The sequence below is a fragment of the Caballeronia sp. dw_19 genome (assembly GCF_018449515.1).
GTDB lineage: Bacteria > Pseudomonadota > Gammaproteobacteria > Burkholderiales > Burkholderiaceae > Caballeronia.
In genome coordinates, this window is sequence record NZ_JAAVUQ010000004.1 from 43,572 (window position 1) to 66,303 (window position 22,732).

Annotated in this window: 19 protein-coding genes; 3 read left to right on the forward strand and 16 right to left on the reverse strand. The window is 60.1% G+C overall.

Translation table 11 applies throughout. The features are described 5' to 3' along the window. Positions 1-24 precede the first annotated feature (24 nt). From HB376_RS06940 to HB376_RS06950, 3 genes are read right to left on the reverse strand one after another with little or no spacing between them, the layout of a single operon-like run. Positions 25-816 carry a glucose 1-dehydrogenase gene (locus HB376_RS06940; RefSeq protein ID WP_255631208.1) on the reverse strand — a complete coding sequence of 264 codons (792 nt, stop codon included), beginning with the start codon at positions 814-816 and terminating at the stop codon, positions 25-27. Between the two features lie 35 nt (positions 817-851). Continuing rightward, a complete protein-coding gene (locus HB376_RS06945; RefSeq protein ID WP_213763025.1) occupies positions 852-2,354 on the reverse strand; it encodes an aldehyde dehydrogenase in 1,503 nt (500 codons plus the stop codon). 35 nt (positions 2,355-2,389) lie between these two features. Then, positions 2,390-3,631, reverse strand: coding sequence for a CoA transferase (locus tag HB376_RS06950; protein ID WP_213762696.1), 1,242 nt, complete (start codon positions 3,629-3,631; stop codon positions 2,390-2,392). 359 nt (positions 3,632-3,990) lie between these two features. Between HB376_RS06950 and HB376_RS06955 the strand changes: the two genes are divergently transcribed. Together HB376_RS06955 and HB376_RS06960 are read left to right on the forward strand one after the other, a co-directional pair. Next, entirely contained in the window at positions 3,991-4,935 is a 945-nt protein-coding gene (locus tag HB376_RS06955; RefSeq protein ID WP_213762697.1) for a LysR family transcriptional regulator, read from the forward strand. Positions 4,936-5,078: 143 nt separating this feature from the next. After that, positions 5,079-6,239 (forward strand): MaoC family dehydratase, encoded by a 1,161-nt coding sequence (locus tag HB376_RS06960; protein WP_213762698.1) that lies wholly within the window; start codon positions 5,079-5,081, stop codon positions 6,237-6,239. 41 nt (positions 6,240-6,280) lie between these two features. On the opposite strand, the gene HB376_RS06965 is transcribed toward HB376_RS06960, so the two are convergent. The 13 genes from HB376_RS06965 to HB376_RS07025 all read right to left on the reverse strand — a co-directional run bounded on the left by HB376_RS06965 (position 6,281) and on the right by HB376_RS07025 (position 21,162). After that, complete coding sequence (locus tag HB376_RS06965; RefSeq protein ID WP_213762699.1) at positions 6,281-7,069, reverse strand: 3-hydroxybutyrate dehydrogenase; 789 nt, start codon at positions 7,067-7,069, stop codon at positions 6,281-6,283. A 47-nt stretch (positions 7,070-7,116) separates the two neighbouring features. Beyond that, on the reverse strand, positions 7,117-7,482 hold the full coding sequence (locus HB376_RS06970) for an NIPSNAP family protein (RefSeq protein WP_213762700.1): 366 nt from the start codon (positions 7,480-7,482) through the stop codon (positions 7,117-7,119). Between the two features lie 90 nt (positions 7,483-7,572). Next, the gene (locus HB376_RS06975) at positions 7,573-9,225 is read right to left on the reverse strand and encodes a GMC family oxidoreductase N-terminal domain-containing protein (RefSeq protein ID WP_213762701.1); all 1,653 of its coding nucleotides are present in this window, start codon (positions 9,223-9,225) and stop codon (positions 7,573-7,575) included. 140 nt (positions 9,226-9,365) lie between these two features. Continuing rightward, on the reverse strand, positions 9,366-10,130 hold the full coding sequence (locus HB376_RS06980; protein WP_213762702.1) for an SDR family oxidoreductase: 765 nt from the start codon (positions 10,128-10,130) through the stop codon (positions 9,366-9,368). A gap of 30 nt (positions 10,131-10,160) precedes the next feature. Further along, on the reverse strand, positions 10,161-10,970 hold the full coding sequence (locus tag HB376_RS06985; protein WP_213762703.1) for a CoA ester lyase: 810 nt from the start codon (positions 10,968-10,970) through the stop codon (positions 10,161-10,163). Between the two features lie 42 nt (positions 10,971-11,012). Next, on the reverse strand, positions 11,013-12,269 hold the full coding sequence (locus HB376_RS06990; RefSeq protein ID WP_213762704.1) for a CoA transferase: 1,257 nt from the start codon (positions 12,267-12,269) through the stop codon (positions 11,013-11,015). Beyond that, a complete protein-coding gene (locus HB376_RS06995; protein WP_255631209.1) occupies positions 12,266-13,129 on the reverse strand; it encodes a MaoC family dehydratase N-terminal domain-containing protein in 864 nt (287 codons plus the stop codon). Before HB376_RS06995 ends, HB376_RS06990 begins: the two co-directional genes overlap by 4 nt. Positions 13,130-13,350: 221 nt before the next feature. Further along, positions 13,351-14,406: a cache domain-containing protein gene (locus HB376_RS07000; RefSeq protein ID WP_213762706.1), complete on the reverse strand. Its 1,056-nt coding sequence runs from the start codon at positions 14,404-14,406 to the stop codon at positions 13,351-13,353. Between the two features lie 643 nt (positions 14,407-15,049). Then, the gene (locus HB376_RS07005) at positions 15,050-16,039 is read right to left on the reverse strand and encodes a zinc-dependent alcohol dehydrogenase family protein (protein WP_213762707.1); all 990 of its coding nucleotides are present in this window, start codon (positions 16,037-16,039) and stop codon (positions 15,050-15,052) included. A gap of 17 nt (positions 16,040-16,056) precedes the next feature. Continuing rightward, positions 16,057-16,809, reverse strand: coding sequence for an SDR family oxidoreductase (locus HB376_RS07010; RefSeq protein ID WP_213762708.1), 753 nt, complete (start codon positions 16,807-16,809; stop codon positions 16,057-16,059). A gap of 180 nt (positions 16,810-16,989) precedes the next feature. After that, positions 16,990-17,892: a LysR family transcriptional regulator gene (locus HB376_RS07015; protein ID WP_213762709.1), complete on the reverse strand. Its 903-nt coding sequence runs from the start codon at positions 17,890-17,892 to the stop codon at positions 16,990-16,992. A 66-nt stretch (positions 17,893-17,958) separates the two neighbouring features. Continuing rightward, entirely contained in the window at positions 17,959-20,337 is a 2,379-nt protein-coding gene (locus tag HB376_RS07020) for an ATP-binding protein (protein ID WP_213762710.1), read from the reverse strand. A 120-nt stretch (positions 20,338-20,457) separates the two neighbouring features. Next, positions 20,458-21,162, reverse strand: a complete 705-nt coding sequence (locus HB376_RS07025; RefSeq protein ID WP_213762711.1) for a response regulator transcription factor — start codon at positions 21,160-21,162, stop codon at positions 20,458-20,460. Between the two features lie 660 nt (positions 21,163-21,822). Between HB376_RS07025 and HB376_RS07030 the strand changes: the two genes are divergently transcribed. After that, complete coding sequence (locus HB376_RS07030; protein ID WP_213762712.1) at positions 21,823-22,680, forward strand: flagellin; 858 nt, start codon at positions 21,823-21,825, stop codon at positions 22,678-22,680. Positions 22,681-22,732: the final 52 nt, after the last annotated feature.

The following is a 22,732-nucleotide window of genomic DNA, read 5'->3' on the forward strand; positions in this document are numbered from 1 at the left end:
TATGACTACGGTTTAACGGGTTGCTTATTGAGCGGTCCAGCCGCCATCCACCAGCAGCGACGCGCCCGTGACCATCGCTGCGGCGGGCGATGCGAGATAGACTGCCGCCGCCGCGATATCGCGTACGTCCGCCATGTGCCCCAGCGGAATTTTCGACACCAGGAACTCACGTTTCTCCGGCGTATCCACGATGCTGCGCACCAACGCCGTATCGACAAAGGTCGGCCCGATGCTGTTGACACGAATGCGCTGCGGTGCAAGCTCGATCGCCATGGCTTTGGTCAAGCCTTCCACCGCGTGCTTCGTCATGCAGTAGGCCGTGCGGTTGGGCGAGCCTATATGTCCCATCTGCGAAGAGATATTGATGACAGCGCCACCCCGAACGCTTCGCCCTTCATCGCGCAACATGCGCCGCACCGCGGCCTGAGCGACAACGAAGTACGCCTTCACATTCAGGTCGAGGACCACGTCGAGGTGGTCGTCGGTGACATCGACAAACGGCTCCGGAATGTTGGTGCCCGCGTTATTCACGAGGATGTCCAGGGCAGGCAGTGCATCGATCACCGCGCGGATCGCGGCGGAGTCGGTGACGTCGCAGACGTGTACATGGGCGCGTCCGCCGCGGCTCGCGATCTGCGCGGCGACTTCTTCGAGTTGGCCGCGCGTGCGCGCCACCAGTACGACTTCGGCACCGGCATCGGCGAGCGCCTGCGCAATTGCCGCACCAATGCCGCGCCCCGCACCGGTCACGAGCGCGACACGCTGGTCGATCCTGAACTGCTGCATGGTCGGGTTTTCGGCTGGTCGAGTTGTCATGAAAATCTCTGGCTGAGTAGAAGAATGATCAGGCTTTATCGGATCACGAAGGGATCGGGTGTTTCCTTGGCAGTGCTGATCCATACGCTCTTCGTCTGCAGGTATTCGCGGATTGCGTCCATGCCGTTTTCACGGCCGATGCCAGAACGCTTGTAGCCGCCGAATGGCGACATGTAGCTGACCGCGCGGTACATGTTCACCCACACCATGCCGACCTTCAGCCGCTTGGGAAATTCGAGTGCACGGCGCAGGTCCGAGGTCCAGACACCAGCGGCAAGTCCGTAAAGACTGTCGTTGGCGATTGCCGCGGCCTCGTCGTCATCCTTGAAACGAATGCAGCTGAGTACCGGCCCGAATACCTCTTCCTGCGCGATGCGCATGTCGTTTCGCACCTCCGAGAAAATGGTCGGTTCAACGAAGAGTCCCGCACCGCATTCCGGGCGCGTGGACGCATTGCCGCCCAGCCGGCATTGAGCGCCCTCGCTGCGGGCAATATCGATGTATTCCAGGATCTTCTTGTATTGCGGCGGAGTGGTGACCGGCCCCACCTGTGTCGCACGATCCGACGGATCGCCCATGCGCGCGCTGCTGGCAAATGCAACAAGCCGCTCGACGAATTCGTCATAGATGCTGTCGTGCACCAGCAAGCGCGAACCCGCCACACAGGTCTGGCCCGTGGCCGCGAATATGCCCGAGATGGCGCCCTTCACGGCGTCGTCGAGATTCGCATCTGCGAAGACAATGTTCGCCGACTTGCCGCCCAGTTCCAGCGTGACATGCTTGAAGTCCCGGGCCGCCGCTTCGTAGATCTTCTGGCCGCCGAACTCGCTGCCGGTGAAAGCGATCTTCGCCACTTTCCTATGCTCGACGAGCGGCGCCCCGACTTCCGCGCCGTAGCCTGTCACCACGTTGAGCACGCCCGGGGGAAAGCCGGCTTCTTCAAAGAGCTTCGCCATTTCAAGCGCCGACGCCGACGTGTACTCGGACGGCTTCAGAACGAAGGTATTGCCTGCCGCGAGGCCCGGTGCAAGTTTGTTGACCGCCAGCAGCAGCGGAGAATTCCAGGCCGTGATCGCCACGCACACGCCAAGCGGTTCGTGCGACGTGTAGTTGAATGTGTCGGACTTGTCGATCGGCAGAACAGCACCTTCTATCTTGTCGGCCAGGCCGCCGAAGTAGCGGAAGTATTCGGGCAGATAGCCGGTTTGCGCCCGCATCTCCGTGATCAGTTTGCCGTTGTCGCGTACTTCGATCCGCGCCAGCTTGTCGGCGTCTCGCGCAATGAGATCCGCCAGCCGATGCAGCAGCAAGCCGCGCGCACTCGCTTTCATGGCCGGCCACGCCCCTGAATTGAATGCCTCGTCGGCCGCTTCCACCGCCCGCTGCGCGTCAACCTTGCCGCCGCGTGGCAGCGTGGCCCAGGCTTGCATCGTGTAGGGATCGACCGTGTCGAAGGTCTCGCCGCTTGCTGCATCCACCCACTCTCCACCGATATACATCCGGTAACGCTCGAGTCCCGCCACTGCTGTTGTTGTCATGGTCATGCTCGCTACTCCTGACTGGAAGGCCATTGTCAGATCACGCCCAGATCGGTCAGCACCTGCAAATCTTCATCGGTCAGATTGAGGTACTTTGCATAGATCTCGGCGTTGTCAGCGCCCAGTGCACGACCGGCGTGCCTGAACGTGGCCGGGGTTTCGGACATCCGCGGTACGGCGGCGGGCACGGTCAGCGGACCCACGCGCGGATCGTCTACCTTCAGCAGATTGCCGCGCGCCGCATACTGCGGATCCTCGAATATCTCGCGAATCGAGTAAATCTGCGCGCACGGCACGCCGCCTCCACGTGTCCTGTCGATCACTTCTTGCAACGTGCATCCCGCCATCCACTCGGCGACAAGCGCATTGACCCGGTCGCGATTCGCCACGCGGATAACGCTTGTCCTGAGCTCTTCGTACAGTTCAGGACGGCCCATGACGACGGTCAACCGCTCGAACATCTTGTCGTTGGTACAGGCAAGGGCAACCCATTCTCCCGTGCCCGTCTGATAGTGGCTATGCGGTACGACGTTGACCGTGTCCGCCCCCATGCGACCGCGCACGGAACCGTATTTGGCGAACGCAGGCGCGATCTCGTCGAGCAGGCGGAACACCGATTCATACAGACCGATATCGATGAATTGCCCCCTGCCGCTCTGGTCACGGGCACGCAACGCGGTCAGCACGCCGATGGCGCCCCACATGCCCGAGATATAGTCGGCCATCGAGGTCGAGCCGGGGACGACTGGCGGTCCGTCGGACTCTCCGGCGAGATAGGAAAGTCCCGCGAATGCGTGAGCAATGCGCGCAAAACCCGGCTCTTCCCGTTTCGGGCCTGTCTGTCCATACGCACTGATGCGCAGCATGATCAGGCCGGGATTGATTTCGCGTAGCGCCTCGAAGCCGAGTCCCCAGCGTTCCAGTGTTCCGGGACGAAAATTCTCAAGCACGATATCCGACTGCGCGACGAGCTTGCGGAATACATCGGCACCTTCGGGCTTACGAAGATCGAGTGTGATGGTCTTCTTGTTCCTCGACTCGCTCAACCATACGAGGCTGTCGCCGCATTCGGTGATGGTGCCGAACTGACGCAGCGCGTCCCCCGTCTTCGGCTGTTCGATCTTGATGACCTCAGCACCGAAATCCGCAAGAATGGTGCCGCAAAAAGGAGCCGCAACGAAGGTCGCTATGTCCAGGACCTTGAGGTCGCGAAGCGCTGCCGGCGCGCTGGTGCGATCGTCCACGGGATGCGCTGCTGCTGACTTGTCCAATGCCATCGTTTGTCCTTGTCCTTTAACGGTTCGAAGACTTGCCACTCCAATGGACACAGACTTTACGACCGGGATTTGGGCCCGACAAACGCATTTATCTTCATTATTATGCGTTCCAACCGCATAATGAAATGGCTTTCCCAAGGAGCTGGAATGCGTTTCAAACCCAGACTGCAAGCGGCTTCCCGAGAGATGAAGAAGCGTGCTTGATGTAACATTCGGCTTTCAGTGATCCAAAGCAAACGGGTGGCGCAAGCCGTTGGCGTGCGAGGAATAAGGGTAAATCTGTAGTGTGCGCAGAGGCCCACACTTTCTGGGCAATCGCGCTTATTATGCGGTTTTCCCGACCCTCCCTCCGGTGTCGAATGAAGCCCTCCATCAAGCCGCTCAAGAACATCAACCTGAAACTGCTGCAGACTTTTATCCTGGTCGGCGAGCATGGCAGCTTTCGTATCGCAGCGGAAAAATCCTTCAAGTCACAGTCCGCAATCAGCTCTCAGATCCGACAACTGGAACTTCAGCTCGGCGTCGACCTGTTTCACCGGACGACGCGCAGCGTGCGTCTGACCGACGAAGGCGAGGAATTGCTGCAGTGCGCACAACGAGCGCTGCTGGAAGTCGATTCGGGCTTGCGCAAGATTCAGGAACTCGCCGACATCCGGCGCGGACGTGTATCGCTTTCGTGTTCACCGACCATCGCCGAAACGCGCCTTGCCCTGGTGCTCGCCGAGTTCGAGCGGGAGTATCCGGGGGTCGATATCTTTGTGCGCGAGCTGACCTCGGAAGCGCTCTTTGACAGCGTCCGCAAGCGGGAGGTCGACTTCGGCATCGGCCCCGTTGTAAATGTTCCTGAATTTCATTTCGAGCCCGTGCTGACCGACGCGTTCTATGCGCTCGTACCCAAACGCTTCATCACGACGAGCCGCAAAACCATCGACCTCGCCACGCTCACCAACATGCCGCTGCTGGTGCTCAACCGTGCCACGGCCTTACGCTCGATGCTCGAAGAGATCATGTCCGAGCGCCATCTTTCGTTCACCACCCGTTATCAGTTCACTCAGGCGCAGACCCTGATTTCGATGGCCAATGCGGGCCTCGGCGCCGCGATCCTGCCGGAGATCGCACTGCCTGCCGAACTTGATCCCACCACCTATGTGCTGCGCATCGTCAACCCGCCGCTAGCGCGGCAGATCGCTGTCATCACCACGCGCGGCCGAAGCTTGTCGCCCGCTTCAGAGCGGCTCGTTCAACTGCTCAAGCAACTGATTGGCGGCCCGGTCACGGCAAAGCCCGCTTATGCACTTGATTGAATCTGATGGGGATTAAGCGGATAAACCGCATAATCAACGCAATAACCTCGTTTGTCCGCAGGCTGCTCTCAGCTTAAAGTCACCCGACACGATTCGGCTCGCATCCGGCGGGTACGCGACTTTCATAAGCGAGGAACGGCACCATGGCAGGCAAGGAACGCCGCGGCAATTTCTTCGAAGACTTCCATCTCGACCAAGTCATCCGGCATGGCACGCCGCGCACCATCACCGAGGGTGACGCGTCCATATACATCGCGCTCACAGGCAGCCGCGCCATCACGCACTCATCGGCAACGGCCGCGCAAAAGCTCGGTTTCACCAGCCGTCCTATCGACGACCTGCTCGTGTTCAACATCGCTTTCGGCAAAACCGTTCCCGACATTTCGATGAACGCAATCGCGAACCTGGGTTATGCGGAAACACGTTTTTTGTGCCCGGTGTATGCCGGCAATACGCTCCACTGCGAGAGCGTGGTGATCGGTTTGAAAGAGAATGCGAGCGGCAAGAGCGGGGTGGTGTATGTCCGCTCCACTGCATACCGCGAGGACGATCATCCGGTCATAAGCTGGGTGCGATGGGTGATGGTGCATAAGCGGGTGCACAAGGGGTTGCACCCGGAAACTCGCTCCCCCCCCGACGGCACGTCGCGTAAGCCGACCCGCGAGACATCTGCAAAAGAGCGTCACGTACCGGCGCTGTCGGCATTTGTTCCCACTGACAAACTGCTGCCGCATGCGCGCCTGCGCTCAAGCGAGGCGCTGCAGGAACTCGGCGAGACGACCGGGTCTCTCGACTTCTGGGAGGACTACGCGGTAGGTGAACGCATCAATCATCCGTCGGGTGCGACCGTCGAGGAGGCGGAGCACATGCTTGCCACGCGGCTGTATCAGAACAATGCACGCCCTCACTTCGACGCCCTGGCCATGACGGACACACGTGTGGGTCGCCGGCTGGTCTATGGCGGCCACGTCATCTCCGTTTGCCGCGCGCTCGCTTACGACGGGCTCGAAAACGTACTGTCCATTCTCGCGATCAACGCCGGCACCCACGTCGCGGCGACCGTCGCCGGCGATACGTTGTACGCCTATTCTGAAGTCATCGACAAATGGAAGCTGCCCGGACGCACCGACGTTGCTGCGCTTCGCCTGCGCCTGATCGGTCTGAAGAACACAACGCCTTCGAGCGTCGAGCGAGCGCTTCTGGAAGTCGACGGCGTGCCGGTTTATCACCCCAGCGTGGTCCTGGATCTGGACTACACCGTGCTGCTGCCACGCGGGCAAGCTGCGCGCGCACGCCATCTTTGAGACATCGCCCCGGTCAACGGCCTGGGACGATGTGCCTGGCTTTACTGCACCGTCCATCCACCATCCACCGGCATGGCCGCGCCTCGAATCTGCCCCGCTGCTTCGGAGCACAGGAACACGACCAACGCGCCAATTTGCGCAGCCGTCTGGAATTGGCCCGTGGGGATCTTCTCCGCGATCATGAGCTCCTGCGCCCGTTCCTTCGATATCCCGTCGCGCTCGGCCCAGTCGTCGATTTGTTTCTGCACCAGCGGCGTCAGGATCATGCCGGGACAGATTGCATTACACGTGATGCCGGTTCGCGCGGTCTCGAGCGCCACCACTTTTGTCAGCCCGATCACGCCATGTTTTGCCGCTGCATACGCAGACTTGGTCACCGACGCCACCAGCGCATGCGCCGATGCAATATTCACTATGCGGCCCCAGTTGCGCGCTTTCATCTGCGGCAGTACGGCCTTGATCGAATGAAAATTCGACGATAGATTGGTCGCGAGAATGGCGTCCCACTTCTCGTCGGGAAAGTCGTCGACAGGCGCCGTGAACTGGATGCCCGCATTGTTCACCAGGATATCCACCTGTCCCAGCTCACGCGTGCATTGCGCGATCAGTTCGCGGACCTCCGCGGGCCTGGCCATATTGGCCGCGCTATAAGCGACGCGGCAACCAAACTCCGCGGCAAGGGCCGCACGTTGAGACTCGACGTCCCGGGCGTCGCCAAAGCCGTTGAGCATGACATCGGCACCGGCTTGAGCCAGGCATCGCGCGATGCCCAGACCAATTCCACTGGTCGAGCCCGTCACGATTGCAACCTTGTTTTTCAGCGTATTCATAAGGAGTATGGAGTAAAAACGTGAGCGGGCAGTCGCGCTTGCGCCATTCAGGCAGCCTGCGTGTTGATCCTCTTCTTGCCTGCATCGATGATCGTCTGCAACCTGCCCTCGAAGAACGGTGCGGGACGCAGCATGCGTGATTCCTGATGCAGGATCAAAGGCATCAGTTTCTTCAGATAGTCCTGCCAGTCAGGGTCGGCGACCATCTGGGCGCGCAGCGCCACCCGCTGGTTGATGTCGTCGAATGCCCACAAGTGCACGATCAGGTTCAACGTGCCGATATCCGATGAGTAATACCCCACCATGGCGGGAAGATGGCGCGCCTGGATTGCCATGCCCTCTTCCTCGTAAAGCTTCAGGAAATCAGGCGTTTTCCCCGGGATGATCGTATAGATTCTTTCCTCGACAAACATGATTTACATCTCCTATAGGTAGTACTAAGCATATTTAAATCGATCGAATAAATACTTTGATGGTGTGGCTTTCAGAACGCCCGGCTAAGCTCAGGCATGCTCGGACACGTTAACGCGAATCTCGGACGGACCGCGCCGCCCGTCTTCCAGAATCATTTGCGACGCCTTTTCCGCAATCATGATGGTGGGCGCGTTGGTGTTGCCGGACGTGATGCTGGGCATGATCGAGGCGTCGACCACGCGGAGGTTGTCAATGCCATGCACGCGCAAGCGGTCGTCCACCACGGCCATGGGGTCGCTTCCCATCTTGCAGCTTCCGACCGGGTGGTACATGGGCTGCGCATTGGCACGCAGATACGCCATCAGCTGCTCATCCGAACTGACGCCGGGACCTGGCACCGTCTCCCTCACGACATGACTGGAAAACGGCTCGGCTGCAAATACCTTGCGCATCCACCGCACGCCGGCCATCAGGACCCAGCAATCGGTCTGCGCCGTCAGGTAGTTGAACAATATTTGCGGCGGCGCCATCGGGTCCGGCGAATCGAGCCAGAGACGCCCGCGCGATTCCGGCCTGCTCTGACTGCACGACGCCGTGACCGCAGGTATGTTCTCGGCCGAAATCGTGCCGTCCTTGCGCACGAGAATGCTGAAAGGGCGAAACTGCATCTGCAGGTCAGGACGGCCCTGGCGAGGGTCCGAGCGAAGATACGCGCCGACCTGCGCTGCAGCGCTTGTCAATAAGCCCTGACGCGTCGCCATGTAGTGCAGCACGTGGGGCAGGAGCCGCAGGTTCGACGAGATTTTCCGGTTGATTGAAAACTCAGGCGACACCTGCGCGAGGTAATGCACATAGGTGTGGTCATGAAGGTTTTCACCCACACCGGGCAGGTCGTGCACAACGTTGATACCCAGCGAGCGCAATTGCTCGGCCGGTCCGATACCGGAGAGCATGAGAAGCTGAGGCGAGTTGATCGCTCCGCCCGACAAAATGACTTCGCGTGCGCTCGCTTCCCTGACGGCGCCATCGGCCATGAAGCGGACCCCGGTCGCGCGGCGTCCCTCGGTAAGCACACACTGCACGCGTGCGTTCACGCAGATCTCAAGATTAGGGCGCTTCTTGACCGGATTGAGGAACGCGGTGGCTGCGGATTCACGCACGCCCGAGCGAAGGTTCAATTGCAGATAACCGATACCTTCGTGCGTCGCGCCACTGAAGTCGCGATTCAGCTCAATGCCGATCCGTTGCCCGGATTCCACGAACGCCCGCGACGCCGCATGCGGCGATTTCAGGTTTTCCACGCTCAGCTCGCCGGTGCTGCCGTGAAAAGCACTGCTGCCGCCTTCGTAACTTTCGCTTTTCTTGTAGAGCGGCAGCACGTCGGACCAGCCCCAGCCGCGATTGCCCAGATCGCGCCAGTGGTCGTAGTCGTCCGGGTGGCCACGCATGTAGACAAGGCCGTTGATGGAGCTTGAACCGCCGAGTGTTTTGCCGCGTGGGCAAGCAAGCACGCGATTATTAAGGCCCGGTTCCTTGCAGGTGGAATATCGCCAGTTCACCTTCGGGTCGGAGATCAGTCGCGTCATGCCGGCGGGAATCCGTATCCATAATTTGTCGTCGGCGGGACCTGCCTCCAGCAGCAGCACGCGGGTAGCGGGATCGGCGGATAACCGGTTCGCCAGCACACATCCCGCAGACCCCGCACCGACAACGATGTAATCGTATTGTGTAGTCGTAGCCATCTCGCCTGCCGCGCCCCTTCTTTATCGATCAAACGGAATGTTCACCCGAATGTCCGTACTTTACGCACGGACACGTGCGCCTACTATCGCATTAGTCTTGACGATTCTTCGGCTTAGCCGATCAATCGTGCAGCATGGATTCATTGCGCGGTCCAGCCTCCATCGGTCAAAAGACACGTGCCGGTGATCATCGCGGCAGCCGGAGACGCCAGATAAATTGCTGCGCTCGCCACGTCTTCCACGCAGCCCAGACGCCCGAGCGGTATGCGCGAGACAAGCGCCGCATGCTTCTCGCGCGTGTCCACGATACGGCGTATCAAAGGGGTATCGATAAAGGTCGGTGCAATGCTGTTGACGCGGATGTTGCAGTGCGCAAGCTCGACGGCCATGGCTTTCGTCAAGCCTTCGACCGCATGCTTGGTCATACAGTAAGCGCTGCGCTCGGGCGCGCCGACATGCCCCATCTGCGACGAGATATTGATGACGCTGCGTCCTGCGGAGCGGGTCGAGTCGCTCTCCAGCATCTTTCTGACCGCCGCCTGCGCAACGACGAAATACGAGCGTACGTTCAGCGTGAGCATGGTCTCGAGGTTGTCCGCGGAGACATCGACGAAGGGCCCCGGAAAATTGGTACCAGCGTTGTTGACCGCGATATCGAGCGCCGGCAGGCCGCCGATCAATGCGCGCATCGCCTGGCTGCTGGTGACGTCGCATGGCGCCACGACCATGCGCCCCGATCCAGCCTTGCGTGCCTGTTCAGCGACGTATTCGAGCTTCGAGCGTGTCCGCGCCACGAGTATCACGTCCGCGCCCGCACCCGCGAACGCCACTGCAATCGCGGCGCCTATCCCCTCACCCGCGCCCGTCACGAGCGCCACTTTGCCGTCCAGCCGAAATTGCTGCATGTAGTCCTCGCAGTGGTCCAGACGTTTTTTTTATGCGGCGCGTGCACGGCTGAGAATCCTCGCGGCCCGTTCGATAACCGGTGCATCGACCATCTTGCCGTCGAGTGAAAATGCGCCCGCGCCGCTCTCTGCTCGATCCACGATGCGCGACGCCCACTCCACCTCGGCGTCCGAGGGAGAAAACCAGCGGTTCACATCGGCCACTTGCGCGGGATGAATGCAGAGCTTGCCGCCAAAGCCGACGCGCCTCGCGTGTTCGCAGGCGCGCTGCAAGGCATCGGGCTCGTGAATGGAGAGTGCCGGACCGTCAACGGGCGTGCCGATATTCGCAAGCCGCGAGGCAAGCACGAGCTGAGATCGATAGAACAATAGTTCCTCACCATCGCCTTGCAAGTTCAGGTCGAGACAAAAATCGACCGTCCCGAAGAGCAGCCGCGCTGTCTGAGGATGGCCGGCTATGCTCTTTGCATTCGCAATACCCGCAGCGGTTTCGATGATCGGCAAGAGCGGTTTGGGTGCATGCAAGGCGCTTTGTACGGCATCGAGTTCCTGCCTGCCCTCGGCTTTCGGCAATACGATACCGGTCACGCCCGTCGACGCGCATAACGCCATGTCCTGCGTGAACCATGCGGTGTCCACGGCGTTCACTCGTAATAGCGCCTGGCCCCCCGCATCGAAGAACAGACGGGCAGCGTCGCGAGCATCGTCCTTCGCCTCGGCGGACACGGCATCTTCCAGATCGATGATGACCGCATCCGCGCCGGACGCAACCGCCTTGGCAAAACGCGCTGGATGAGTCGCGGGAACGAAGAGATAGGAGCGGGTCAACGCGGCGTCCATGGTCTGGCGGCTCGAAAATAGAATGAAGACATCAGAACGCAATCAACGGCGAACCGTCGGGTCCGCCTGCGGACCGGCGACAATGCCGGCATCGTGAAGCTTGCCAACGGCGGCGCCATCCAGGCCTAGCACGCTGCTCAGCACCTCGTCGGTATGCTGCCCAAGCAGAGCCGCGGGCCGCAGTTCACCACGCGTCAGCCCTTCGGCGCGCACCGGCGTGCCGGTGGCCCAATGATCACCCACGCCCTCCGTGCGTATGCGCTGATATAACGGGTTGTTTGCGCCAACGCGCCCGTCCTCCCGCAACAGTTCCCGCACGTTGCGATAGGGCCCCCAGCAGACGCGCTGCGCATCGAAACGCTGCGCGATCTCCTCATAGGAACGCGCGGCGAACCACGGCTCCATGAGTGCCGCGATAGCTTCGCGCGCTTCGTATCGATGCGACTCGTCGGTCAGGTCATGGCCCAGCCGCGCGGAAAGTTCTGCGATCGCCTCGCCGAGTTCGCATGCGCCCACAAGGGCTTTCCACTGTCCCGCCGAGATCCCGGCAACCATCACGCGCTTGCCGTCGCGCGTTACGAAGTCCCGCCCGAAGGCACCGTAGATGAAGTTACCGATAGGCTCGCGCTCGCGCTCCAGCACTTCGGCTTCGGTCATGATGCCGAGATGAGAAAGCATCGAGAATGCAACGTCAGAGAGGGCGAGCTTGAGCTCCGCACCGGTGCCCGTCGCGCGGCGCGCCATCACGGCACACGTCACCGCCAACGCCGCCTGATACGCGCAGCACGCATCCCAGGCGGGGAACGCGCTGTTCACCGGCGTCTCGTGCGTGCTGGACACCGGAGCTTCACCCAGACCCTGCACGAACGGATAGCCCGTTGCGCAGTTCACCGTATAGTCCACCGCCGTTGAACCGTCGAAGTTACCTTGTATGGTACAACTGATCAAATCTTCGCGAAGCGCCGCGAGATTTGCATGACTGAGCCATGGGACACCCACGTTGGTCAGCAGGATTCCGCCCCCGTCGCCGGGCGCCGTGACCAGTTGCTGAACGAGTTCGCGGCCGCGAGGTTGGTGGATATCGATTGCAATGGACCTCTTTTCCTTGTTGAGACCGGTCCAGTAGAGGCTGCGTCCCGAGGGCGCCAACGGCATGCGCGCATAGTCGATACCGCCGCCGATCATGTCGATCCTGATCACGTCCGCGCCGAACTGCGACAGCGTCAGCCCTGCAAGCGGCGCTGCAATAAATGCAGAACTTTCGATTACCCGGACTTTGTCGAGAAAGGGATAGCTCATGATCGGAAGTCTGCCGTCCCGACCGTCGCGGTCGCTTCCATTGTGACGAACCCCTCGGCGTCCCGGGTCCAGAGATGCGCGCCCGTGCCGTCAGTCGCGGGCTTTCCGCACAGCATGACGGGAGCGCCATCCATGAGTGGCCGGATGCCCCGAAACTCAAAGCTGGATAGGGGCTGTCGAAGATGGTGTTGCGCGAAACCGGCGAGCAAGGTCGCAACCAGTGGGCCTTGCACGACCAGACCCGCATAACCTTCCTGGCGGATCGCGTAGTCGCGATCGTAATGAATACGATGGCCGTTGAACGTCAGCGCGCTATAGCGGAACAGTAAGCGGGGGTCGGGAGTGAAACTGCGGGTCCAGTCGTGGTTGGCCGGCGCCTTCTTCGGTTGAGAGGCCGCGAGCGATCCCCCCCCTGAGCCGCGGTACACAATATCCTGCTGCTCTTCGATCAGCAGCACGTTTTCGCGTGTATGCCGGTGCTTTACCGTGACGAATACGAGCGGCCCGGACGTGCCGACCGCTTCGCGAATAGCGCTCACGGTCGAGGTCCGCGTCAGCGTGTCTCCGATCACGGGCGAGTCCCGGAAGATCAGTTTTCCGCCCGCCCACATGCGGCGCGGCAACTTGACCGGCGGCAAGAACCCTCCCTTGCGCGGATGGCCGTCGTCGCCTAGAGCATCCTGCGCCGCGGGCGACCAGAAGTACATCCAGTGCCACAGCGGCGGCAAGATCCTGTCGCGCAGTGTGCCGGAAATGTCGGCTGAAAGCGTGGCCGCCGCCGCATTGAAACGAACTGGGTCCAGCGTATCGGTCAGTACTTCGGTGTTCCCGATCCAGCCGTTCAATGAATCGTCGGTCATGTCTGCTTGCCTTGTTCGCATCCGCTATGCGAGCAAGATTAAGGGGGGGACATGGGCCTGACAAACAAAATTATCTTGCGGATTATGCTGTTTTTCAACAATGCCGGATGCTGCCGCGTTCCTGACCGCGTTTCTAACCTTTTCTAACCTTGACTAACCGGCCGAGCAATCTGACAACGCGCACTCAACCGCTCAACTCGCTCAATTCCCTCGACTCCCGATTACGATGCGTGACTTGGCTGTTGCTCAATCACCCCGAACCATCCCATGCCGCGATAGGTTTCATAGCCGGGTGTCAGCGCGTATCCGACCAGCGCACCGCGAGCCGTACGGTAGGTTCCCGTGTCTGCGGCACCCGTCGGCAGGTCGAAACGGACACCCTCGCGACCCGCTTTGGCGGAGTCGGCAATCACCCGGCCACTGCCGTCGACGATCATGCAACGGGTTCGCGCCCGTTCTTCGCCGATCAACCTGACGCCATTCACCACAGCCGACGCCTGCTTGGCCCAGTCGAAAAATACGGCCAGCACGCCGACTACCTTTCCATCACTCGCACCGCCCTGCCGAACCGCCGTCGCATAGGTGGCCACCTGCGCGCCGTTCAACTCCGTGACCGTGTCGATATTAGCCGCCGCGTAATCATCGCCCGAGCGGGTACGAAGCGCCGCGGTGAACCACTCGTGCTGGGCTGCGTTCGTTGTGCCGGCGACTGGAAATTGCGAAGATCGCCCGTTCGCAATGACACGGCCCTGGAGGTCCAGCGCCCAGATGTCGAGGTAGACGGTATAACTGTCGAGGATGACCGACAGTCGCTTGGATGCATGCTCGGCGGCGGCCGCAGAGTCGGCCGTCATGCAATCGACAATCGCTGCATCGGTTGCCCACCAGCGCACATCGCACGACCGCTCGTAGAGGTTCCGGTCAATCACGTCGATCATATTCAGTGCAAGGTCAGTGAGCCGCTGGCCTTGCTGTCGCTCCAGCTCGGTCACCATGCGCTCGCTGAGCGTGGTCAATTCCTTGCCGAGTTCGCCGGTTAGTTGTCCGATCCGGGCGGACACGTTCTTCACCTGATTCGCCACAACGGCAAAACCCCGGCCCGCTTCTCCGGCGCGGGCTGCTTCGATCAGCGCATTGATCGCGAGATAAGTCGCCTCCCGGTTAATCAAGTCGATATCCGCGATTTTATCGCTGGATATCCTGCGCACTTCGCTGGTCAACTCAGCGATGACCGCGCCTTCCGACGGTTGAGGGCGTTTTTCCGGCACTATGGACATGTCTATGGATCCCCGTTGAATTACGCTGCGGCCGCCAGGTGGCTCCCCCTTGGCGCGAACAACTCATCAGGGTTAACGGTATGTCGCCCTGCAAACTTGAGGGCCAAACGTGGCATTGAATTGGGCCTGTCCGGTTGTGTCTGCGCGCTTTAGCTCGACTAAGCATAAAGCGAGACGAGTAATTCTTCTTGATCGCCAAAATCATCAGCGATTTCATGCACGTCACGGCGACGTAGAAAGACCGTTCGAGGTGAACGTCCCGTCCAGCATGCTGGAACTGCCTGGGTATCGTGAGGTGATCGTGACGTGAAAAAGACGCCGGAGCGAACTCCGGCGTAAAAGGTTCGGTGCCCGGGGGGAAACCGAACCTGAGAGACTAAAAAAATATAGGGGACTCGATTTAGACGTAAGGGTGTCCTCAATATCTGGACTTTTCCGTAGGCCTGGCGTCCTGGCGAGCGTGTCGAATGGCACTGATCAACCCATGTCCATCGTTCAACGGTACTTGCCGAACGTCTCGTACCCGATCTGTGCATTGACCCGAAGGTTCCCTCCAAATTTCCGGGCCAACTGGAAATGAGGCGGCAGGCCGCGCCGGTCCTGATACGAATCAGCGGCGCCGTGATCCTGGTCCGCAGACCGGCTACAGCGTCACGACGATCTTCCCGACCTGGCTGCCCGACTCCATGTAACGATGCGCCTCGGCGATCTCTTCAAATGCAAACGTGCGGTCGATGTTGGGTCTCAATGCGCCAACAGACAAGCCACGAGTGATGAACTCCTTTGCCCGTTCCAGCTTCTGCGGATCACCGGTAATTTCGAACAATTCGTAACCGCGCAACGTCAAGTGCTTGCCCAGCAAGTCCATCACCGGAACTGAAATGTCGCGCGAGTCGAGGGCGCCATACTGGAAAAATATACCTTGCCTGGAGAGAGCCCTGAGAAGGTTCGCCACATCCGGCCCGCCCACTGGATCAAAGGCGATACGCGCACCTTTCCCGTGGCTGATTTCCATCACCTGTCCCTGCAGGTCCTGATCGTTGCCTGCAAGCACATACGCCGCTCCCGCGTCCAACAACGCCTGACGTTTCTGAGTGCTCCGGGTCAGTGCAACCGGCGTAGCGCCGACCATGTTGGCGATTTGAATCGCCGCCTGTCCAACGCTGCTGGACGCCGCCCCGATAAGTACGGTCTCCCCTGCCTGCAGGTCGCCCATTTCGATCAGCGCGCCGTAAGCTGTGGTGAACATCATCCAGGTTGCAGCGGCTTCCTTGAAGGACAGGCCGGCGGGATTCTTCACCACCGCGTGCATCGGCGCATTCACCAACTCGCCATACAGGCCATATTCCGCGAAAGAGAAGGCAGGAATCACACTCACCGGATCCCCAACCGCAACGTTGGTAACGCCCTCGCCCACCGATTCGACCACGCCGGCCGCTTCGTATCCCAAAGCCGCTGGGAAACGCGGCTCGATGACATACTGACCGGTTCGGTACATGACCTCGGCGCGATTGATACCAATGGCCTTGACGCGGATCTGGACCTCGTGTGCCTTCGGTGCCGATACCTCGACATCGTCAATCTGAAGCACTTCAGGACCGCCAATACGATGAAAACGGATCGCTCTGGACATAGTGGTTCGTCTCCCGTTCAGAATGAGTAGCGGCGCATACCGCCGTCTACGAGCAACACCGTGCCGGTAATGTACCGGGCGCGGGGCGAGACGAGAAACGTCACCGCATTGGCGACGTCCTGGGGTTCGCCAAAGTCTCCCAGTGCAATCTCGCGCTCGGCGAACTTGCGGCGCTCATCTCCGGGATAAAGCCGGCGGATCTGCGCAGTATCGATCAAGCCCGGTTGCACACAGTTGACCGTGACGCCGTACTGCCCCAGTTGCTCGGAAAGCCCCTTGGCCCATACAACCAGCCCTGCCTTGGCCACCATCGCGGCGTTGACCACCTCGGGTTCGAGATTGCCCGAGAGGTTAAGGATCGAGCCGCTACGACGCTCGATGAATTGCGGCAGCAACTTCTGCGTCAACTGCCGATGACGATCGAAATTCAGCGTCATGCCTTCGACCCATTGTTCTTCGGGCGCATCGATGTCCATGGGTCTGCTGCCGCCCGCGTTGTTGACCAGGATATCGACATGACCCAACCGGGACATCGCCGCGGCGGCAATACGCTCCGGCGCATCGGCAGCCATAAAGTCCTGAAGCAGGACTTCGGGCTTGACGCCCCCGGCCTCGACAATTTCATGACTCAAGCTCGCGAGCAACGCTTCATTGCGAGCCGTGACCAATATTTTCACGCCTTCGGCGGCAAGTGTTTTGGCAATTGCCCGGCCGAGACCCTGGCTTGCGCCTGTTACGAGCGCGGTCTTACCGCTAAGTTGCAGATCCATCGTGGCACTCCTTCATCGAATCGAGACGGGATGACCGGCTCGGGCGATCCACTCATGCAATCAACTCATGCAGGAGTCACCCGAGGCCGGCATCTGACGATGAGGTACTGTAGACCGTGGATTGCTTACGATATACGGCTATAGCCGTTACTGATTGTTATTGAAATGATAACAATCAATTCAGGCAGGATATTGACGCCCTATTAGTTCGGATAACCAATCGATAAACACCCGGACCTTGGTTGGCAGATGCGTTCTGCTCGGATACATGATCGAGACCGGCTTCGGAACGGTGGCAACATTCTGCAGGACCTCGATCAATTGACCTGAACTGATATAGGGCTGAAGGGACGGTCGAAGCCCCTGCAGCAAACCGAAACCTGCCAGACCGCACGACAGGAACGCTTCGGAGTCGTCGGTCTGGATGCCGCTGTCGAGTTTCAACGTGACGCTTTCCCCGCCAGGACAGAACGCCCATTCCATCACCCTGCGATTACGTCCGCTGAAAAAATTCACCGCCTTGTGCCTGCGAAGATCGTCGAGCGTGTGCGGCACGCCGTGGCGGGAAAGATAGGCCGGCGAGCCGCACGTGACCATTGGGATCGCGCCTATTTTGCGTGCCACGATACTGGAATCTTTGTGCTCGCCGAGCCGCACGGCACAGTCGACACCGCCGCTGATCAGATCGACCGGGTGGTCGCTCGCGCCGAGCACGAGATCGATTTGGGGGTACTTCTGCTGAAATGCCGGCAAGGCGGGGATGATGATCGCCTTGGCCAGGGTCACGGCTACGTCGAAGCGCAGACGTCCCTTCGGTAGAACCCTCTGCTGGGAAAAGCTCGCAAAAGTATCATTGACGCTTGCCAGAACCTCAAGGCAACGCTTGTAGAACTCCTCTCCCTCGGCCGTCGTGCTGACTTTGCGGGTGCTGCGATTAAGCAACCTGATCCCTAGTTCCTGTTCGAGTTGCTGGACCGCCTTCGAAACGGCGGGACGATGCAATTGCAACGCTTGCGCCGCGTGCGTAAAGCTGCCCCCTTCAACGATGTGCACATAAACCTGCATCGTTTGCAGACGATCCATATCGGCCCCCGATTGACTATGACGAGCGATCTTCGCACACTCGGCCCCGGGGAGGCCGCGCCGGACTCATAGGCATGGAACCGCCTGGCTTGCAACGATTCCTGCGTCAGGTTCCACCCCGAACACTCCAGCGGTGAATGCCGGCAGCACGATACGAAACTCCGTGCCCATCCCTGATTCGCTCGTCACGCTCAAAGATCCGCCATGTCGCTGGATAACGGCCTTGACGAATGCCAGGCCGAGTCCCAGGCCGTCTGCGACATCGCGATGGGTCTCCACCTGAAAAAACGGCTCGAATATTCGCGTCATGGCTTCGCCCGAGATGCCGATTCCCTCGTCGATCACATACAGTTCGAACGAGGCTGGCCCTGCCCTGGATATCCCGATCCGAATCGATGTATGTGACGGCGAATACTTGACAGCGTTGTCCAGCACGTTGACCACCGCCCGGATCAACATGTCGCTGCTGGCCATCACGAGCGTGTCGGCAATCTGCCCAATCGGTCCAATCAACTGGACCGACTTGCGCTCCGCCGTCGACCAGACCTGATCCATCGCTTCAACGGCCACGTCGTAGAGTGTAATAGGCGAGAACGCGTCCCGGTCAAGCTGCTCCGCACGCGACAACTGCATGAAATCTTTCGCCACCCGCAGCGAATAATCGGCTTGCCGGCGTAGATCGGCCAGGAATTGCTGATCGCTTTGCGGCACGCTTTCCTGGCTTTCCGCCGCGCGTTCTTCGATGAGCGCCAGCATGGTTGTCAGCGGACTACGCAGATCGTGCGCGACGTGCCTTAACATCAACCGGTCATGCATCACGCCGTCCTTGACGTCTGAAATATCGACGAGGCAAATCAAGCGGAGCACGCGCTCTTCCGCAGCGGCCGGACTGAATGACATGTACGGTACGCATAGCAGTATGTGTTCACGGCCATCCAGATCGACCTCGTGACTGGTCGATTCCGTCGCCACGGAATACTCGCTGACCAATCGCTCGATTCTCAGCATCGGCGACGCAACCGGATTGGGCGAGTCGGCTCCGGCGGACGAATCCCACCCAGCCATCAACGCGGCCGCTTTCGCATTGCAGACCGTCACGCGGTCATTCACCGCGAGAAAAACGGGACACGGCAGGCGGTTGATCAGGTTCACGTACATCTTCTGCCACGACCGGATCTCGCGCATGGCGGTTTTGACATCGTTGAGCGAATCGCCGGTCTCCAGACCCGAGATCCAGTCCGACGCAGCGGGCTCCGTCGCGCCGATCGCTGTCGAGATCGCGCGTAATTTGCGGATCTCGCGCCGCAACACGTCGACCATCCTGGCAAGCCGATCCCACGCGTGGAACGCATAAATCAGCACGCAAACGATTGGCAAAAGGCCGATACTTAAGCAATAGTGGAACAGAGCGAGCAGCCCGATCGGGATGGCGAACAGCAGCGCGCCCCAGGCAACCGCCGCGGCATGCATTCGCCGGCCCTGAGTGAAGCTGCAGATCAGCACCATGACCAATGCCATGGCGACGTAAAACGGTACCGCTACAATCCCCGGCACTTCCCGGGCCAGGTTCCCGCTGACAAGGGATTCAGCAATCAACGCGTCGAGTTGCGCGCGCGACACGGTCTGCGCGTCAAGTGATGACGTCTGGAAGACGCCTTGGCCGCGCCAGACAGAATGACCGACGAACACAATCTTGCCGGCAAGGCTCGACGAGGGAATCCGGCCCCGCACGACATCGGCATAGGAATATTGCGGAATGTCCGCCACGCCCCGCAGCATCAGCAACACGGCGTTCGTCATGTGTTGGCTGACCGACTGGGCATAAGGTCGCAGATAACTTTCGAGCATGCCGGACGGCAAGACCTCGCCCCCTACACGGACCGCTTCCAAAGCGATGTGCCGTTCCAGGGTCGAACCGTTGGCGTGATTCGGAATGAAGCCGCTCACGACGCCGTAATGGCCCATCGTCACTTCGCCGTGACCCACCGCTGCCGCGTTCTTCTTCAGTTCCGCCTGCAATGGCGTTTTAAGATCGATGCCTACCCCATCCGTTCCCGCCGACGCCAGCAATACGACCCTGCCGTGTTTCGCCATCGCGTCTGTCAGGTCGATGGTGTCCGTGCGCGGCGTGATCATCAGATCCAGCGCGACGCTACCCGCATCGTGCAATCGGGTGATCAGTGGTGCGTAGGAATCAGCCAGGCCCGCGGCGCCGATCTCTCGCATCGAGGGTTCGTCAATGTTGACGACCACGACCTTGTTCGAAGCCGGATGAGCGAACAAGCGCGTCACGGTATCGAACAAAACCCGGTCAAGCGCGCCGGACATCGTGGCGCCGCCGGGATACCAGCTCAGGGCGGCGAGCACCAGCATCACTGCGGTGAAGACAATTTTGCGGATCCGCCGCTTGGACGAACCGCTGGTGGAAAATCGCGTGAGGGCCATAACGGTACCGCGTAATTGGTGGCTGATTGGTGAGCGACGTTCGGGCGAAACGAGATGGGAGATGCTTTTTCCCGCGATGCCAACGACACGCCGGCGGCCGGCGTGTCGTTGGCTAAAGGATCAGATTGTTCGCACGCGCTCCAGCCTGTAACCGAAACTGTAGACGGTCGAGATCACAAGGCCGTTCCTCGAACACAACCCGAGTACATTGCGCAGTTTGCTGATATAGGTGGCCAGTGACGCATCGTATTTCCTGTCAATGGCTCCCCAGATTTGCTTGATGAGTGCGTCTTTTGTGACGATGCGCCCCAGATTGTGGAAGAGCTGCAGCGCAAGATCGAATTCCCGCACTGACAGGGCTATGTCGCGGGTCCCGCTGGCCTCGTCAATCTGCACGCTACGCGCGTCGACATCGAACGTGTAGTTCCCCACCCTCATCTGTTTGAGCCGATCAGCGTCGGGGTAGTATTTGCGTGCCTGAGCGTTGACGCGTGCCACCAGCTCGCGTTCCCGGGCCGGCTTGACGAGATAGTCGTCCGCCCCGCAGTTCAGGCCATGAACAATATCCTCCTCGCCGTCATGCTGGGTCAGCACAATAACCGGCAAGGTGTTCGACAGCGTTTTTCTCGTCCACCGCAGAACGCCGATGCCTGACGTGCCGGGTACATCCCAGTCGAGCACGAGCATGTCCAGGGGTTCGGACCGGATCAAGTCGATAAAACTGTCGCCGTCGTGCCGGATAACACTGTCGTGGCCGGCTGCCTTGAGCCAGGTCGCCACGGTCTGGGCCTGTCCGACCGAGTCTTCGAGTATGCCAATGCGCATGACTCTCCCAATGTAGTCGCGTGATGCGTTAAATAAATCGGAAAACGAAAAATAGGGACGAACTGTGCGGAGCACAGTGTCCTGGCAGAAATTCTGCAACCACGCTGAATTCGGGGATTCGTGTTTAAAGAAGTAGCGATAGCGACGCAGCCGGATACGGGGACGTATCCGGCGAGCGAAGTCGCATCCGCACGGCTGACCACGTGCGCAGCACAACGTTGGACTCTGCCCGCACGCCTGCGAGCCTTTTCTGCTTATTTTTCTGTTTGTTCATGAATCACACCCCGGTTCGCCCGAACCGCAATGCTTGCCGGTGAGCGAATCTTTGATATTTGGTCTGTTACTCGTCGCCGCATCAATTCCGCGGCGCTCATTTTTCTGTCGTCCTCTCAGGACGCATAGTGACTGCGCATGTCGCACGCCATGCTCTCGGAATCATCGCGGCGACCGGCAAACTCTACACAAGCAAAATGAAATATACATTACATAATAATTACATGCTTGAATTGGCGGCAACTATTCGCGGCAACAAACAGGGTCTGTCATCACGCGCATTTAATGTTTTCCTCCCGAGGGTCGTTCTGTGAAGGCGTCGTCATCTTTACTTTCGCATCAGGCGGCAATCCTTTTCCCGACAGACCTTCAAGGAGTCACCCGCTCATGTTGAGCCTTCACACGAACTCGGCTTCCCTTTCCATCCAGAACACTCTGGCGAATACGCGCTCGGCGCTGGACACCTCGATGACCCGCCTCGGCACGGGCTATCGCATCAACTCGGCAAAGGACGACGCCGCCGGCCTGCAGATCGCTACACGGCTCGCCGCGCAGACACGCGGCATGGCCGTCGCGATGCAGAACACGCAAAATGGCATGTCCATGCTGCAAACGGCCGATGGCGCGTTCAATGAAACCGGCAACATCCTGCTGCGAATGAAGGACCTGGCCACGCAGGCCGCCGATGCCTCGTCGACCGCCAAGGACAAGGACGCGATGCAGGCCGAATTCGACGCGCTCGGCGCCGAACTCGCGAACATCATGACGAACACGGCCTACGGCGGTGAAAAGCTGCTGGATGAAACTGGCAAGCTGAGCGGGGCAATGACGTTCCAGATCGGCGCAAGCGCCGGGGAAACGATGGAAGTGGACGTCGGCGAGCTGCTGACGGCGCTCGCCGAAAGCTTTGGGGAAGTCAGTGCGAACTATGGCGCCCCCGGCAACGCAGGCACGGAACTGGCCAACGGCGCAAACGCGATGATTGACACCATCAACGATGCGCTCGAGGCCGTCGGCGAGATGCGCTCGGCGCTCGGCGCGTCGCAAAACCGCCTCGATCACATCAGTAACAACCTTGCGAATATGTCGAGCAATACAACCGACGCGCAAGGCCGCATCATGGACGTCGACTATGCGGCCGAAAGCGCCAACATGACCTCGAAGCAGATCCTCATGCAGGCAAGCACGTCGATGCTCAAGCAAAGCGGCAGCATGAGCCAGATGGTTCTGTCGCTCCTCCAATAACGTCTCCACGGCGTTACTGAACAGGGCCGATCCGTCCCGCGCGGATCGGCCC

Coding starts and splice junctions, on each gene's coding strand:
- HB376_RS06940 (WP_255631208.1), bottom strand. CDS start 816: ATGACAACTCGACCAGCCGAAAACCCGACCATGCAGCAGTTCAGGATC.
- HB376_RS06945 (WP_213763025.1), bottom strand. CDS start 2,354: ATGACAACAACAGCAGTGGCGGGACTCGAGCGTTACCGGATGTATATC.
- HB376_RS06950 (WP_213762696.1), bottom strand. CDS start 3,631: ATGGCATTGGACAAGTCAGCAGCAGCGCATCCCGTGGACGATCGCACC.
- HB376_RS06955 (WP_213762697.1), top strand. CDS start 3,991: ATGAAGCCCTCCATCAAGCCGCTCAAGAACATCAACCTGAAACTGCTG.
- HB376_RS06960 (WP_213762698.1), top strand. CDS start 5,079: ATGGCAGGCAAGGAACGCCGCGGCAATTTCTTCGAAGACTTCCATCTC.
- HB376_RS06965 (WP_213762699.1), bottom strand. CDS start 7,069: ATGAATACGCTGAAAAACAAGGTTGCAATCGTGACGGGCTCGACCAGT.
- HB376_RS06970 (WP_213762700.1), bottom strand. CDS start 7,482: ATGTTTGTCGAGGAAAGAATCTATACGATCATCCCGGGGAAAACGCCT.
- HB376_RS06975 (WP_213762701.1), bottom strand. CDS start 9,225: ATGGCTACGACTACACAATACGATTACATCGTTGTCGGTGCGGGGTCT.
- HB376_RS06980 (WP_213762702.1), bottom strand. CDS start 10,130: ATGCAGCAATTTCGGCTGGACGGCAAAGTGGCGCTCGTGACGGGCGCG.
- HB376_RS06985 (WP_213762703.1), bottom strand. CDS start 10,970: ATGGACGCCGCGTTGACCCGCTCCTATCTCTTCGTTCCCGCGACTCAT.
- HB376_RS06990 (WP_213762704.1), bottom strand. CDS start 12,269: ATGAGCTATCCCTTTCTCGACAAAGTCCGGGTAATCGAAAGTTCTGCA.
- HB376_RS06995 (WP_255631209.1), bottom strand. CDS start 13,129: ATGACCGACGATTCATTGAACGGCTGGATCGGGAACACCGAAGTACTG.
- HB376_RS07000 (WP_213762706.1), bottom strand. CDS start 14,406: ATGTCCATAGTGCCGGAAAAACGCCCTCAACCGTCGGAAGGCGCGGTC.
- HB376_RS07005 (WP_213762707.1), bottom strand. CDS start 16,039: ATGTCCAGAGCGATCCGTTTTCATCGTATTGGCGGTCCTGAAGTGCTT.
- HB376_RS07010 (WP_213762708.1), bottom strand. CDS start 16,809: ATGGATCTGCAACTTAGCGGTAAGACCGCGCTCGTAACAGGCGCAAGC.
- HB376_RS07015 (WP_213762709.1), bottom strand. CDS start 17,892: ATGGATCGTCTGCAAACGATGCAGGTTTATGTGCACATCGTTGAAGGG.
- HB376_RS07020 (WP_213762710.1), bottom strand. CDS start 20,337: ATGGCCCTCACGCGATTTTCCACCAGCGGTTCGTCCAAGCGGCGGATC.
- HB376_RS07025 (WP_213762711.1), bottom strand. CDS start 21,162: ATGCGCATTGGCATACTCGAAGACTCGGTCGGACAGGCCCAGACCGTG.
- HB376_RS07030 (WP_213762712.1), top strand. CDS start 21,823: ATGTTGAGCCTTCACACGAACTCGGCTTCCCTTTCCATCCAGAACACT.